Origin of the sequence: Peptacetobacter hominis, assembly GCF_006861675.1 — a bacterium.
Lineage (GTDB): Bacteria > Bacillota > Clostridia > Peptostreptococcales > Peptostreptococcaceae > Peptacetobacter > Peptacetobacter hominis.
This window is the reverse complement of record NZ_SGJB01000008.1, coordinates 74,147-89,193: the sequence shown is the minus strand read 5'-3', so window position 1 is coordinate 89,193 and position 15,047 is coordinate 74,147. Positions and strand designations below refer to the sequence as shown.

Annotated in this window: 18 protein-coding genes; 17 read left to right on the top strand and 1 reads right to left on the bottom strand. The window is 34.5% G+C overall.

Features of this window, described 5'->3' with window-relative positions:
* Window positions 1-39 precede the first annotated feature (39 nt).
* The 6 genes from rsmD (at window position 40) to EXD82_RS05655 (ending at window position 4,247) form a co-directional block, all read left to right on the top strand.
* Window positions 40-603, top strand: coding sequence for a 16S rRNA (guanine(966)-N(2))-methyltransferase RsmD (rsmD, locus tag EXD82_RS05680; RefSeq protein WP_142535951.1), 564 nt, complete (start codon window positions 40-42; stop codon window positions 601-603).
* A complete protein-coding gene (coaD, locus tag EXD82_RS05675; RefSeq protein WP_142535950.1) occupies window positions 596-1,099 on the top strand; it encodes a pantetheine-phosphate adenylyltransferase in 504 nt (167 codons plus the stop codon). Before rsmD ends, coaD begins: the two co-directional genes overlap by 8 nt.
* 2 nt (window positions 1,100-1,101) lie before the next feature.
* Complete coding sequence (locus EXD82_RS05670; protein ID WP_142535949.1) at window positions 1,102-1,590, top strand: hypothetical protein; 489 nt, start codon at window positions 1,102-1,104, stop codon at window positions 1,588-1,590.
* Between the two features lie 89 nt (window positions 1,591-1,679).
* On the top strand, window positions 1,680-2,870 hold the full coding sequence (locus tag EXD82_RS05665) for a coenzyme F420-0:L-glutamate ligase (protein ID WP_142535948.1): 1,191 nt from the start codon (window positions 1,680-1,682) through the stop codon (window positions 2,868-2,870).
* Window positions 2,871-3,020: 150 nt separating this feature from the next.
* On the top strand, window positions 3,021-3,539 hold the full coding sequence (locus EXD82_RS05660; RefSeq protein ID WP_142535947.1) for a hypothetical protein: 519 nt from the start codon (window positions 3,021-3,023) through the stop codon (window positions 3,537-3,539).
* 144 nt (window positions 3,540-3,683) lie between these two features.
* Window positions 3,684-4,247: a hypothetical protein gene (locus tag EXD82_RS05655; protein WP_142535946.1), complete on the top strand. Its 564-nt coding sequence runs from the start codon at window positions 3,684-3,686 to the stop codon at window positions 4,245-4,247.
* Window positions 4,248-4,294: 47 nt separating this feature from the next.
* Here EXD82_RS05655 and EXD82_RS05650 read toward each other — a convergent pair whose 3' ends face one another.
* Complete coding sequence (locus tag EXD82_RS05650; protein WP_142535945.1) at window positions 4,295-5,590, bottom strand: nucleotidyltransferase; 1,296 nt, start codon at window positions 5,588-5,590, stop codon at window positions 4,295-4,297.
* Window positions 5,591-5,770: 180 nt separating this feature from the next.
* Here EXD82_RS05650 and EXD82_RS05645 point away from each other — a divergent pair, with 180 nt between their 5' ends.
* From EXD82_RS05645 to fabF, 11 genes are all read left to right on the top strand, one after another.
* Window positions 5,771-6,967 carry an acetate/propionate family kinase gene (locus tag EXD82_RS05645; RefSeq protein ID WP_142535944.1) on the top strand — a complete coding sequence of 399 codons (1,197 nt, stop codon included), beginning with the start codon at window positions 5,771-5,773 and terminating at the stop codon, window positions 6,965-6,967.
* Between the two features lie 107 nt (window positions 6,968-7,074).
* Window positions 7,075-7,608, top strand: a complete 534-nt coding sequence (locus tag EXD82_RS05640; protein WP_142535943.1) for a YceD family protein — start codon at window positions 7,075-7,077, stop codon at window positions 7,606-7,608.
* Window positions 7,609-7,621: 13 nt separating this feature from the next.
* Window positions 7,622-7,798 carry a 50S ribosomal protein L32 gene (gene rpmF / locus EXD82_RS05635; protein ID WP_142535942.1) on the top strand — a complete coding sequence of 59 codons (177 nt, stop codon included), beginning with the start codon at window positions 7,622-7,624 and terminating at the stop codon, window positions 7,796-7,798.
* A gap of 280 nt (window positions 7,799-8,078) precedes the next feature.
* Window positions 8,079-8,633, top strand: coding sequence for a transcription factor FapR (gene fapR / locus EXD82_RS05630; RefSeq protein ID WP_142535941.1), 555 nt, complete (start codon window positions 8,079-8,081; stop codon window positions 8,631-8,633).
* Between the two features lie 15 nt (window positions 8,634-8,648).
* Window positions 8,649-9,671: a phosphate acyltransferase PlsX gene (gene plsX / locus EXD82_RS05625; RefSeq protein WP_142535940.1), complete on the top strand. Its 1,023-nt coding sequence runs from the start codon at window positions 8,649-8,651 to the stop codon at window positions 9,669-9,671.
* 26 nt (window positions 9,672-9,697) lie between these two features.
* A complete protein-coding gene (locus tag EXD82_RS05620) occupies window positions 9,698-10,684 on the top strand; it encodes a beta-ketoacyl-ACP synthase III (protein WP_142535939.1) in 987 nt (328 codons plus the stop codon).
* A 12-nt stretch (window positions 10,685-10,696) separates the two neighbouring features.
* Entirely contained in the window at window positions 10,697-11,626 is a 930-nt protein-coding gene (gene fabK / locus EXD82_RS05615; protein WP_142535938.1) for an enoyl-[acyl-carrier-protein] reductase FabK, read from the top strand.
* A gap of 15 nt (window positions 11,627-11,641) precedes the next feature.
* Window positions 11,642-12,571, top strand: a complete 930-nt coding sequence (gene fabD, locus EXD82_RS05610; protein WP_142535937.1) for an ACP S-malonyltransferase — start codon at window positions 11,642-11,644, stop codon at window positions 12,569-12,571.
* A gap of 23 nt (window positions 12,572-12,594) precedes the next feature.
* Complete coding sequence (fabG, locus tag EXD82_RS05605; protein WP_206668149.1) at window positions 12,595-13,341, top strand: 3-oxoacyl-[acyl-carrier-protein] reductase; 747 nt, start codon at window positions 12,595-12,597, stop codon at window positions 13,339-13,341.
* Between the two features lie 108 nt (window positions 13,342-13,449).
* The gene (acpP, locus tag EXD82_RS05600; RefSeq protein ID WP_142535936.1) at window positions 13,450-13,674 is read left to right on the top strand and encodes an acyl carrier protein; all 225 of its coding nucleotides are present in this window, start codon (window positions 13,450-13,452) and stop codon (window positions 13,672-13,674) included.
* A 16-nt stretch (window positions 13,675-13,690) separates the two neighbouring features.
* Window positions 13,691-14,935: a beta-ketoacyl-ACP synthase II gene (gene fabF, locus EXD82_RS05595; RefSeq protein WP_142535935.1), complete on the top strand. Its 1,245-nt coding sequence runs from the start codon at window positions 13,691-13,693 to the stop codon at window positions 14,933-14,935.
* Window positions 14,936-15,047: the final 112 nt, after the last annotated feature.

The window sequence follows — 15,047 nt, the reverse complement described above, 5'->3', positions numbered from 1 at the left end:
ATTAAAGGATATGATAGAATATACAGAGAGGGGTAGTTTATGAGAGTAGTTTCAGGTAGAGCCAGAGGACTAAAACTTGAGGCTCCTAAAGATGATAGAGTAAGACCTACGACAGATAGGGTAAAGGAATCTATGTTCAATATAATAAATGAATATATAATGGACAGCAACGTTCTTGATTTATTTGCGGGAACAGGATCTCTTGGGATAGAATGTTTATCCAGAGGCGCTGAGAAATGTGTTTTTTCGGACAAAAGCAGAGACAGTATAAAAATAGTACAAAAGAATGTGGAAAAAGCAAGATTTCAAAGCGAAAGTCAGATTATAGTTTCAGATTATAAAGATACCATAGCCCTTATGGGAAGAAAAAATGAGAAATTTGATGTAATATTTATGGATCCACCCTATTATGAAGGACTTTTTGTGGATTGTATAGAAAGAATAGAAAAAGAAAATATTTTAGATGAAGATGGAATAATAGTTGTTGAGCATGATAAAGCGGACACTCTTCCTGAAAAAATCGGAAATATAGAGATGATAAAGGAAAAGAAATACGGAATAACACTGCTTAGCTTCTATAAATGGGGAGATATAAATGGATAAATGTACTATAAAAAAAGCTATATTTGCAGGTAGTTTTGACCCTATAACCAATGGTCATCTCGACGTTATAAGAAGAGCATCGAAACTTTTTGATGAATTTCAGGTCGGAATACTTGTAAATCCAAATAAAAAGACTCTATTCACTCTTGAGGAAAGACTAAAGCTTGTGGAAGAGTGTACCAAAGATATAGAAAATGTAAAGGTTATATCTTTTGAAGGCCTTTTGGTTAAGTATTGTGAAGAGAATGGAATACACGCTCTTGTCAGAGGAATAAGAAGTGCTGCGGATGTCGACTACGAACTTCAGATGGCGCATATGAACAGGGAGCTTGATTCATCAATAGAAACAATATTCCTGCCAAGCAATACGAAATTCTCTTTTATAAGCTCATCTCTTATAAAAGAAGTTCTTTATTTTGGTGCAGATATACAGAATCTTGTTCCAAAAGAGGTTTTAAGAGAATTAAAAATAAAAATGGAAAGAAAGGAAATATAACAATGCAGATTGAAGAATCACATATTTTTGAACTTATAAACGAACTTGAGTATATGCTTGAGGAGGCTCCTGCCACAAGATTTTCTCATGGAAAGTGTACAGTTGATAAAAATGATATGATGGATATAATAAGTGATATCAAAAGAGTTCTTCCAAAAGAAATGAGACAGGCAGTAAATATCGCAGAAGAGAGAAATGATATAATAAATACAGCTATAGAAGAAGCAAAAAAAATAATAGAAGATGCTGAAGAAAAAGCTGAAGAGATAAAAAAAGATGCCGAGGATGCTGTAAAAGAGTATATAGACAGTAGCAGACATGTTCAGGAAGCTGAAAGAAAATCATCTGAAATTGTAAGAAATGCAAAAGAATATGCCGAAGAGATGAGAAAAGGATCTGTAGAGTATGTGGATGGTCTTTTATATGAAGTCGAGGAGCATGTAGAGGCTATACTTCACGAAATAAGAAAAAACAGAGAAGGTCTAAAATAACATTGAATATAATTATCCGGAAATATTTTCGGATAATATAGAATAGAAATATCCAAAATAAATATTTACTTCAGAAAGGTGATATACTTATGGAAAGAAAAGTTGGTACAATATCAAGAGGTGTAAGAGCACCGATTATAAGAGAAGGGGACGATTTAGCAACAATAGTTGTAAATTCTGTTCTTGAAGCTGCAGCAAGTGAAAACTATGAAATGAGAGACAAAGACGTAGTTGCCGTAACAGAGGCAATAGTTGCAAGAGCTCAGGGAAACTATGCTACAGTTGATGATATAGCAGCTGATATAAAGGCTAAAACAGGAGGAGAAACTCTAGGAGTAATATTCCCTATATTAAGTAGAAACAGATTTGCAATATGTCTGAAAGGTATAGCAAGAGGTGTAAAAAAAGTAGTATTAATGCTTAGCTATCCTTCTGATGAAGTTGGAAACCATCTTGTAGATATAGAACTTCTTGATGAAAAGGGTGTAAATCCTTATTCAGATGTTCTTTCTCTTGAAAGATACAGAGAGCTTTTCGGAGAGAATAAACATACATTTACAGGTGTAGATTATGTAGATTACTATTCAGAGCTTATAAAAGCTGAAGGTGCAGAGGTTGAGGTTGTTTTTGCAAATAACCCAAAAGTTATACTTGATTATACAAAAAATGTTCTTACATGTGATATACATACAAGAAAAAGAACTAAAAGAATACTTAAAAATGCAGGTGCAGAAGTTGTTCTTGGACTTGACGATGTGCTTAATGCCCCAGTAAATGGAAGTGGATACAATGCAGATTACGGTCTTCTTGGAACAAATAAATCTACTGAGGAAAGAGTAAAACTTTTCCCAAGAGACTGTGATGTATTCGTAAACGAAGTAAGCAGACAGTTTGCTGAGAAAACAGGTAAAAAAGTTGAAGTAATGGTATATGGAGATGGGGCTTTCAAAGATCCTGTAGGAAAAATATGGGAACTTGCAGATCCAGTTGTATCTCCAGCATATACTCCAGGACTTGAAGGAACTCCAAATGAAGTTAAACTTAAATATCTTGCAGATAACAACTTTGCAAATCTTGAGGGTGAAGAACTTAAAAATGCTATATCTGAGTATATAAAAAATAAAGATGAGGATTTAGTAGGTTCAATGGTATCTCAGGGAACAACTCCTAGAAGACTTACAGACCTTATAGGTTCACTTTGTGACCTTACATCAGGAAGTGGGGACAAAGGAACTCCTATAGTACACATACAGGGATATTTTGACAACTTTACAAATTAATAGTATATGAAAATAAAAACCGTCGGAACAGATACCGGCGGTTTTGTATTTGTGGATATGTTCAAAAAAATTGTCTCTTCACTAAAATAATTCCGGTATTTGTGTTATAATAAACTGATAGTACATAATAAGGAGGAGCAAATATAAATTATGAAAAGAAAAATTGCTGTGATAATGGCTTCTGTGATGATGCTTTCAATGTTTATATTATCGGGATGCGGTTCATCTGATGATGAGAAAAAGGATCCGGATATACAGGTAAACGTAAGTGTTGCAGGACCTAATATAGAGGAATACAAAAATATAGAGATAGAGAATCTTAAGGAAATAAACAGAGAGGATTTCAAGGTTGTACAGATAGAGGTATATGCAGAATATAGTGAAAAATATTCTGATATGAAGATGACAGTTCCAAAATTCAAGGATAACTGCGGTATAGCCGATGATATACAGAGATACATATCAGGAGATTCATCTCTTAATGAGAATGATATAGACAGAATATCAAAATATGAAGAGAATTTTGTACTTTATACAAAAGGTATGACAGAAAAAGACATAAAGACTCTTTTAAATAAGCACAAACTTACTGTTGAATATAAAAATAGTGATGGAGAAACAGAAAAACAGGAAATAGCTCTTGGTGACAGTGCCAAATTTATAAAATAGATTATACTTTTGATTTAAGCAGGGTAAGAAAATTCTCTACTCTGCTTTTTTATTATAAAATTAAGATATAGTAAAAATATTGAAACAACTATATGTTTATGGTAAAATGGTATAAATTATATTATGGAGGGAGAATTTATCTTTATGAGTAAGTTAATAAGATTAATATTTTTAGGGGTTGTTGTATCCTTTCTTTTAATAGGTTGTTCTTCTAATAATGAAGAAAGTAAAGAAAAGGTAGAACAAAAGGAAGATGTAAAAGTTGAGGCAAATAATGATATGCCAGGAATATCAGGAACACAAGCATATGATATTATATTAAGTCTTGAGGAAACTGGAATTGAAAAGCCTAAAACTACTATTATAGATGATGGATATTCTTGGAATTCAGTAAATAGCGATTATTCATATGATATAAGAGCTAATAAAGATCATGAAATTGGATATGCATCATTTATGGTATTAAGAGGGGATGATTCTTATTTAGGTTTTTGTTCAACAATACCATCGGAAAAGGTTAATACTGAAGAGGCAAGAGAATGGGTAGAAAATAATATAGGAAATGAAACGGAAAAAGTATTTGGTGATGCTGTTTATGAATTAAGTATGGGAAATTTAGGTGCGATACTTACTATAAAGTCTGTTGATTGGGATAATTATATGGATGAAAAAATGAAAGAAGAACTGAGAATAGAAGAAGAAAATTAAATGAAAAAGCTCAAAGTTTAAAAATATGCGACTTTGAGCTTTTTTATTTAATAATCATTCTTTATATATATTGGTTTTATATAATAGTCCATAGAACCTTTGAGAAGCTCTCTTCTGTTTTTATAATATACAGAATTATATATATCAGTGCATTTGATGTCGTATTCCATCAGAAGTCTGAAATTTTCATCGTCCATAAAATGTTCTATCTCTGAAAACTTATTTATTATTTTTATATCAGATGATTTTTTAACTTCTCTTATAATATCTCTTCCTTTTTCGCCGAATGCAAGAATTCTCATATAAGGAATTTCTTTAAGAGACATAGCTTTCTTTACATCTTCTTTTTTTATTCCAAGAAGTATATTATTCAGGCATCTTTTTACTCTTGTCATTGTATATCTTTTTGTTTTTATCATAGATTCAAGTTCTGATATATTTTGGGCGGTGAGTGAAGCTTTCAGTATTCTGTTTTCAATTCCCTCTGATATTTCGAATATATCTGCAAGTATATTTCTATCTCTCAAAACTATGGTTATTATCTGTTCAAAAAAATCTCCTGAAAAAACAGGCAAAAATCCGTCATCAAGTTTTTTCTGAATAGTGACTGCAGTAGTTTCTGGAACACATCCTTTTATTATATCAGGAACAGAATGTAAGTCATCTGAAGCTGAAAAAGAATTCCTTATGGAAGTTGCAGATGCGATGGAGCTCTCTATTACAGGAGAATTATAAGATGAACTTATTCTCTCTATTGTAAAAGGAGATATATTACTTTTCAAAGATAGAAGAGCTTTCATATACTCAAGTCCAAGAATATTGTTTGATGAGTTCATAATGTTGATAAATTCATCTTTTTCAAAAGATACATTATCACATGAAGTTTCATTTATATAGTCGTAAAGAGCCAGAGATCTAGCAGTTGCAAACAGCATTCCGGATTTTACATACTCTGAAAGTTTCTGTCTGAAAGACTCCGGTTCTGATGAAAGTATTTTTGCTGAAGCTGAAAGAACTTCTGTATTTCCGGCTTCACTTCCAAAGCATATGGAATTGATACATGAAAGTGAATTTAAAAGAGCAGCTGCACCATATGAGAAAATTTCAGCACTCTGTGTAGCGTATAGAGAGGGAAGTTCTATTACAAGATCTACTCCGGATTTTACTGCGGCTTCGGCTCTTGTAAATTTATCGAAAAGAGCAGGTTCGCCTCTTTGTACGAAATTTCCGCTCATTACAGCTACAACCGCATCTGCATCAGTAATCTCTTTTGAAGATTTCAGATGATATAGATGACCATTGTGAAAAGGATTGTATTCTACAACAACACCTGTAATATTCAAAATAGTGCACCTCCTGTCAATTTGATTGCTTCTAATATAACATAAATACAACAAATAATCTTTATTTTTATACAAAAAAATGATATATTAATAATGTTAATTGTGTTTTTATGTATATAATAATATCCGGTGAATTTCCGGGAAATATCAAATCACAGAAAAAATTTGGAGGTATTAATAATGAAAGTATTAGTATTAAACTGCGGTAGTTCTTCATTAAAATATCAGTTAATAGATATGAATAATGAATCAGTTTTATGTAAAGGTCTTGTTGAAAGAATAGGAATAGAAGGTTCTGTTCTTAAACATGAAAAAGACGGAATGGACGAAAAATATGTTGTTGAACAGCCAATGAAAGACCACAAGGACGCTATAAAACTTGTTCTTGATGCAGTTGCAGACGAAAAAGTCGGAGCTGTTAAAGATATGAAGGAAATAGATGCAGTAGGACACAGAGTTGTTCATGCAGGTGAAAAATTTGCTTGTTCAGTAGTTATAACTGAAGAAGTTGAAGCAGCATTAAAAGAGTGTATAGATCTTGCACCACTTCACAACCCAGCAAACCTTATGGGAATAGATGCATGTAAAGCTATATTACCAGATGTTCCAATGGTAGCTGTATTCGATACTGCATTCCATCAGACAATGCCTAAATCATCATACCTATATGGACTTCCTCACGAGTTATACACTAAATATGGTGTAAGAAGATACGGATTCCACGGTACTTCTCACAAGTATGTATCTCAGAGAGCAGCAGAAATGCTAGGAAAAAATATAGAAGATGTTAAAATAGTTACTTGCCATCTTGGAAACGGTGCTTCAATAGCAGCTGTTGACGGTGGAAAATGTGTAGATACTTCTATGGGATTCACTCCACTTGAAGGACTTATAATGGGAACTAGATGTGGTGATATAGACCCTGCCATAATACCATTCTTAATGAGAAAAGAAGGATTAGACGCAGATGCAATAGATAAATTAATGAACAAAGAATCTGGTGTATACGGAATGACTGGTATATCTTCAGACTTCAGAGATATAGATGCAGCAGCTTCAGAAGGAAATGAACTTGCTCAGGCAGCTCTTGAAGCTTATGTTAAAAAAGTTCAGAAATACATAGGTGCATACGCTACTGAAATGAACGGACTTGATGCAGTTGTATTTACAGCTGGTGTTGGTGAAAACTCTATAACAATAAGAGAAAGAATAGCATCTAACCTTGAATTCCTAGGAATAAAACTAGATGTTGAAGCAAATAACGTAAGAGGAAAAGATACTGTAATATCAGCAGCAGATTCAAAAGTTAAGCTTCTTTTAATACCTACAAATGAAGAGCTTATGATAGCAAGAGATACTCTAGAGCTAGTAAAATAGTATAAATAAACTATTTTGTAGCAAAAAAACAGCCTATCAAGTAAAAATACTTGACAAACAAATTTATGATTTGTATAATAATTAGGTAAATGCAATGAGGTGAGCTTATGATAGTTAATATTGAAAAACTGAGCAGAAAAGAAACTGAAAGAGTTGACTTCAAATTCTGTGAAGAAGCTGATTCAATTTCGTGCTGCGATGAGATTTATAAACTGGCTTCACCTGTGGAGGTCGAAGGTAAGATTTCCAGAAACAATAAAGGTCTGTATATAAATGCAGATGTATCTTTTACTGTAGCAGACAAGTGTTCAAGATGTCTTGAAACAGTGGATATACCTCTTGAATATAATATACAGGGATTTATAGTAAATGAGGACGATTATACAGAGGATGACTATGAAGACTATGATGCTTTTTTAATAGACGGAAGAAGTGAAGTCGATATTATGGATATAATAGCCCAGACTATAGACTTCAACATGCCTCACAAGGTTCTCTGCAGGGAAGACTGTAAGGGTCTATGCCCTGGTTGTGGTGCAAACCTCAATGTAGAGGATTGCAGATGCAGTGAAAAAATAAATGACGAGGATAATATAGATCCGCGTTTTGCTAAATTAAAAGAATTACTGAAAAATGAGTAAGGAGGTGTCATAAATGGCAGTACCAAAGAGAAAAACTTCTAAATCAAAAAGAGATATGAGAAGAGCAGCTAACTCAAAAATGGTTGCACCAGGTTTCGTAGAATGCCCACAGTGTCATGAACCAAAATTACCACACAGAGTTTGTACAGAATGTGGATATTATAAAGGTAAAGAAATCGTAGAAAAATAATCTGAATAAGATATAGATAAGGCAGTGCAGCAATGCACTGTCTTATTTTTTTGAAAAAATAAACATATTTTTAGTACCTGTTTATAATATAAAACCTCATAATTATGACCTGATACAAAAGGTGTGATATAATAAATAATGGGGTAATGTACATCTGAGAAAAGGATTTTTCAATATGTATAGGCAAAAAATAAAAAATAGGTATTGAAAATTTTTAATAAGTAACATATACTACTATTAGTAGCTGGTTATAAAACTGGCTATAAAATTTGGAGGCAGCATGAAAAAGAAGAGAGCTGAAAGACAGCATGAACTTTTAGAAATACTTAAAGCAGATCCGTTTTATACAGACGAGGAACTTGCTAACAGATTTGAAGTGAGTATTCAGACTATAAGACTTGACAGAATGAGCTTGAACATACCTGAGCTTAGAGAGAGGGTAAAGCTTATAGCAGAATCTCAGGAAACAAAAGTAAAAACTCTGGGAGTAAAGGAAATCACAGGAGAGATAATAGATCTTTCTGTTGGAGAAATAGGAATTTCCATGCTTGAAATCACAGAGGATATGATTTACTCAAAAACCGGAACACTAAAGGATCATTATATATTCTCGCTTGCCGAGTCGCTTGCGATGGCTATAATAGATGCTCCTAAAGTAATAATGAGGGTTGCAAACATAAAATGTCTGAAACTGATTGAAAAAGAAGACAGACTTATAGCAAAGGCTGAAATCTACAGAGAAGTAGATAGAAAGCATTATATAAAGGTTGTAATAAACAACAGGGATCAGGAACAGATATTCAGAGGAAAATTTATATTTGAAGAGATTGATTAGCGGGAGGAAATGAATATGAGAATAGTAATAGACGGAATGGGTGGAGATAACGCGCCTTTATCTACAGTAAAAGGAGCTGTGGATGCAATAAAAGAATATGGTGTTGATCTTGTTATTACAGGAGATAAGGAAACACTTGAAAATGAATTTTCAAAATATGAATTTGACAGAAGCAGACTTGAGATAGTACACACAACAGAAAAAATTGAAAATGAAGACAAACCTGTTAAGGCTATAAGAGCCAAAAAGGATTCATCAATGGTTGTAGCTCTTAAAATAGTAAAAGATGGGTATGCCGATGCAATAGTATCTGCGGGAAATACAGGGGCACTTCTTGCAGGAGGACTTTTTGTGGTTGGCAGAATAAAAGGAATAGACAGACCTTGTCTTTGTCCGGCAATACCTAATATAGATAGAGGTATGACAATAATAGCAGACGGTGGAGCAAATGCTGACTGTAAACCTAAAAACCTTGTTGAATTTGCTGCGATGACAGATATATACGCAAAGAAAGTTCTTGGAATAGAAAATCCTAGAATAGGACTTGCAAATGTCGGAGCTGAAGAGGGCAAAGGAAATGACCTTGCAAAAAAATCATTTGAGGAACTTAAAACTATTGATATAAACTTTACAGGTAATATAGAGGCAAGAGATGTAATAAACAATGTTGCAGATATAATTGTCTGTGACGGTTTTACAGGAAATATACTTCTTAAATCAGCCGAGGGTGTTGCAATTTCAGTAATGAAAATAATCAAAGAAGCTCTTATGTCCAGTACAAAGGCAAAAATAGGAGCACTTCTTATAAAAGATGAACTTAAAAATATAAAGAGTTTCATGGATTATTCTGAATATGGTGGAGCACCTCTTCTTGGGGTAAACGGTGGAGTTATAAAGGCACATGGAAGCTCTGATGCAAAAGCCATAAAAAATGCCATAAGACAGGCTATAAAATTTGCAGAGGGTAATGTGGTTGAAGATATAAAATCTTTTATAACTTCTTATAACGAGAAGCAGGCCGGTGATGAGGAGAAATAAAATCACTACGGAGGACTTTTAGATTTATGAATATAAAAGCGGGTATAGTAGGAGTCGGAAGTTATGTACCTAAAGAAATACACGATAACTTCTACTTCGAAAAGATAATGGATACATCGGATGAATGGATAAGAACCAGAACCGGTATACGTGAGAGAAGAGTGGCTGATGAAAGTCAGGCTACTTCAGATCTTGCATCAGAAGCGGCAAAAAGAGCTCTTGAAGATGCAAATATAAATGCTGAAGATGTCGACATGCTTATAGTTGCCACTGTATCTCCAGATAAAATACTTCCATCTACTGCATGTATAGTTCAGGACAACATAGGTGCTGTAAATGCTTCTGCATTTGACATCTCTGCTGCATGTTCCGGATTTATATATGCTCTCAATATAGCAAAGCAGTTTGTGGAAAATGGGGTATACAAAAATGTACTTATAATAGGAGCTGAAACTCTTTCAAGATTCCTGAACTACGATGACAGATCAAGTTCGATTCTGTTTGGTGATGGAGCTGGAGCGGCAGTAATAGCACCGGTTGAAGGAAAGGGTATAATGTCTGCCTGTATGGGTGCCGACGGTTCAGGTAAGGATTATCTTGATATACCTGCAGGAGGATCGAGAAATACAGCCAGCGAAGATACTGTAAATTCAAATCTTCACAAAATAAGAATGGCAGGAAGCGATGTTTTCAAATTTGCAGTAAGAAAAATGGCAGAAACTTCACTTGAAGCCATAGAAAAGGCTGGTCTTGGTCTGGAGGATATCGACTACCTTATACCACATCAGGCAAATATAAGAATAATAGAGGCATCAGCCAAAAGACTGAAGCTTGGAATGGACAAGGTATATGTAAATCTTGATAGCTACGGAAATATGTCTGCAGCGTCTATACCGGTTGCTATGGATGAAGCATACAGAAAAGGAAAGCTTAAAAAAGGTGATACAGTTGTTCTTGTGGGATTTGGTGGAGGTCTTACATGGGCAGCCTCAGTACTTGAATGGTCAAAATAAGGAGGACGATATATGAATAGAATATGTGAAATACTGAATATAAAATATCCTGTTATACAGGGAGGAATGGCATGGGTTGCTGATGCATCTCTTGCCGGAGCAGTTTCAAATGCCGGCGGTCTTGGAATAATAGCTGCCGGAAATGCTCCAAAAGAAGTAATAAAAGAACAGATAAGAAAATGCAGGGAGATAACTGATAAGCCGTTTGGTGTAAATATAATGCTTATGTCTCCGTTTGCAGATGATATGATAGACCTTGTTATAGAAGAAAAGGTTGAAGTTATAACAACTGGTGCAGGAAACCCTGCAAAATATATGGATAGACTTAAAGAAGCAGGAATAAAGGTAATACCTGTTGTTCCTACAGTTGCTCTTGCTCAGAGAATGGAAAAAGTGGGGGCATCAGCTGTAGTTGCTGAGGGAACTGAAGCTGGTGGTCATATAGGAGAACTTACTACTATGGTTCTTGTACCACAGGTTGTAGATGCTGTATCTATTCCAGTAATAGCAGCTGGTGGAGTTGCAGATGGAAGAGGAATGGCGGCATCATTTGCCCTTGGAGCAGAAGGTGTACAGATAGGAACAAGATTTATATGTTCTGATGAATGCAGTGTGCACGAAAACTACAAAGAACTTGTACTTAAAGCAAAAGACAGAGACGCAATAGTTACAGGAAGACCTACAGGACATCCTGTAAGAACTCTTAAAAATAAACTTGCAAAAGAATACTTAAAACTTGAAAAAGAAGGTGCTCCAGTTGAAGAACTTGAAAAATTAGGAGCAGGTGCACTAAGAATGGCTACTATAGAGGGAGATAAAGCAAAAGGATCTTTTATGGCAGGTCAGAGTGCAGCAATGGTAAATGATATAAAACCATGTTCAAAAATAATAGAAGATATATTAAAAGAGGCAAAAGAAATAATGCCTTCTATAGAACTTTAATCGGAGGTTATTATAATGGGGAAAACAGCATTAGTATTTCCTGGACAGGGATCTCAGTATACAGGAATGGCTAAAGATCTTTATGAAGGAAATGAAACAGCAAAAAAAATAATAGACCTTGCGGATTCGGTTCTTGACTTTGATCTTAAAAAAATGATGTTCTGCGAGGAAATGAGCGAAGAACTTTCAAAAACAGAAAATACTCAGCCTGCAATGGTCGCACACAGTATAGCGGCACTTGAGGCGTTAAAGGAAATAGATGATATAAAATTTGATGCATGTCTTGGACTTTCACTTGGAGAATATGCAGCGCTTACAGCAGCGGGTGCAATGAAGTTTGAGGATGCAATAAAACTTGTCAGAAAAAGAGGAAAGCTTATGGCAGAAACTGTTCCTGCAGGTGTAGGAGCGATGGCTGCTGTAATAGGATTTGACAGAGAAATAATAGAAAAAACTGTGGCTTCAGTTACAGATGGAGTTGTAGAGGTTGCAAACTACAATTCTCCTGCTCAGATAGTTATATCAGGTGAAGATGCTGCAGTTGAAAAGGCTATAGAACTTCTGAAAGAAGCTGGAGCAAAAAAAGTTATAAAGCTTAATGTCAGTGGACCTTTCCATTCTTCTATGCTTAAAGAAGCTGGAGAAAAGCTTTCAAAAGAGCTTGAAAATGTAGAAATTGTATCTCCAGAAGTATCAGTTGTAGCAAATGTAAATGCAAAATACTATGGAGATAATCCAAAAGAGCTTCTTGTAAAACAGGTATATAGTTCTGTAATGTGGGAAGATTCGATATCTATGCTTATGGATGAAGGTTTTGATAGATTTATAGAAATAGGGCCAGGAAAAACTCTTAAAGGGTTTATAAGAAAGATAGGTTCTAAAAAGGGAGTTAAACCGGAAATAATAAATATAGATACTCTTGAATCACTAGAGCAGTTCAGATAAAAAGTTTTATAAGGAGATTAATTATGATGGATTTCAGTGGAAAAACAGCGATAGTTACAGGTGCATCTAGAGGTATAGGAAGTGCAGTAGCGGTAAAACTTGCTCAGGCGGGTGCAAAAGTTGTACTTGTATATACATCAGAATCAGATGCGTTAAAGGAAACAATAGGAAAAATTGAAGAAGCAGGTGCAGAATATATATGCAGAAAATGCGATGTATCAGATGCGGCTGCTGTAAAAGAAATGGTTGATTCTCTTGTAAAGGAAGTAGGAAGTATTGAAATACTTGTAAACAATGCAGGTATAACAAAAGACGGACTTCTTATGAGAATGAAGGAAGAGGATTTCGACAGAGTCATAGATGTAAATCTTAAAGGTGTTTTCAATATGACAAAATGTGTTACAAAATATATGATGAAGAAAAGATATGGAAAAGTAATAAATATGGCATCAGTAGTTGGAATTACTGGAAATGCAGGACAGGCTAACTACAGTGCGTCAAAAGCAGGTGTTATAGGATTTACTAAATCTGTTGCAAGAGAGCTTGCTTCAAGAAATATAAATGTAAATGCAATAGCACCAGGATTTATAGAAACAGATATGACAGCTGTACTTCCTGAAGATATAAAAACAGGAATGCTTTCAGGAATACCAAAAGCTAAATTTGGAAAACCTGAAGATGTAGCAGATGCTGTAATGTTCCTTGCAGGAGATATGTCTGACTATATAACAGGTCAGGTGTTGAATGTAGACGGCGGAATGGTAATGTAATTATTCTGAAAAGCAAATAAAATGCGGTTATTAAATCACGATGTTATCATTTGATACTCATTTGATTTAAATATAAATAAAATAAAAATAATTTTGGAGGAAAGAAATATGTTTGATAAAGTAGTAGAAATAATAGTTGATCAGTTAGGTGTAGAAAACGAAGGAATAACAATGGAAACTTCATTAATGGAAGATCTTGAAGCAGATTCATTAGACGCTGTTGAAATAATAATGGCTCTTGAAGATGAATTCGGTATAGAAATACCAGATACAGAAGCTGAAGGATTCAAATGTATAGGAGATATAGTTAAATACATAGAAGCAAATAAATAGGACCTGGAGGTACAGGATGGATAAGAAAAGAGTAGTAATAACAGGACTTGGATGTGTCAGCCCTGTAGGAACAGGCAAGGAAAAGTTCTGGAATAATATAAAAGCCGGTGTATGTGGTATAGGAAAAGTTACTAATTTTGATGCTTCAGAGTATCAGACTCAGATAGCAGGAGAAGTTAAAGACTTTAATGCGGAAGATTTCATCGGTAAAAAAGAACTTAAGAGAATGGATAGATTTACTCACTTCGCAGTAGCTGCATCAAAAATGGCGGTTGAGGATTCTGGACTTGACACAGATTCAGTAGATAAAAACAGAATGGGTGTAATAATAGGAACTGGTATCGGTGGAGTTGAGACAATAGAAAAACAGCACAAAATTCTTCTTGAAAAAGGAAACAGAAGAGTAAGTCCTTTCTTTGTACCTATGATGATAGGAAACATGGCGGCAGGTCAGGTTTCAATAGAATTCGGTGCAAAAGGACCTAATACAAATGTATGTACAGCATGTGCATCAGGAACACATTCTATTGGGGATGCTTTCAAAATAATACAGAGAGGTGATGCAGATATAATGATATCTGGTGGATCAGAAGCCGCTGTAACAGGACTTGCATTCTCAGGATTCTGTAATATGAAAGCGATGTCTACAAGAAATGACGATCCCGAACATGCTTCAAGACCTTTTGACAAAGACAGAGATGGATTTGTAATGGGTGAAGGATGTGGAATACTTATTCTTGAAGAATTGGAACATGCTAAGGCAAGAGGTGCAAAAATATACGGTGAAATGGTAGGATATGGTCTTACAGCAGATGCATATCATATGACAACACCTGCAGAAAATGGAGAAGGTGCTGCAAGATCTATGCAGATGGCTATAGATGATGCAGGAATATCTCCATCGGAAATAGATTATATAAATGCTCACGGAACATCTACATACTATAATGACCTTTATGAGACTATGGCTATAAAGAGTGTATTTGGAGAAGATGCATATAAACTTAGTGTATCTTCAACAAAATCAATGACAGGTCATCTTTTAGGTGCATCTGGAGCAATAGAAGCGGTAGTATGTGCACTTTCAGTGTCAGAGGACTTTGTTCCTCCTACAATAAATCTATGTGAAGCGGGAGAAGGTCTTGACCTTGATTATACTCCTAATGTAGGAAAAGAGAAGAAAATAAATTATGCTCTTTCAAATTCACTTGGATTTGGTGGACATAATGCAACAATAGTTATTAAAAAATTTGATAAATAGTCTATAATAAGGTAGATTTGGAAAAGTTTAAATCCATATCTACCTTTATTTTTTTAATAATGAAAAAAGTTAGAAAATAATGAAAAAATATATTGAAATATTTTCTAAAAGC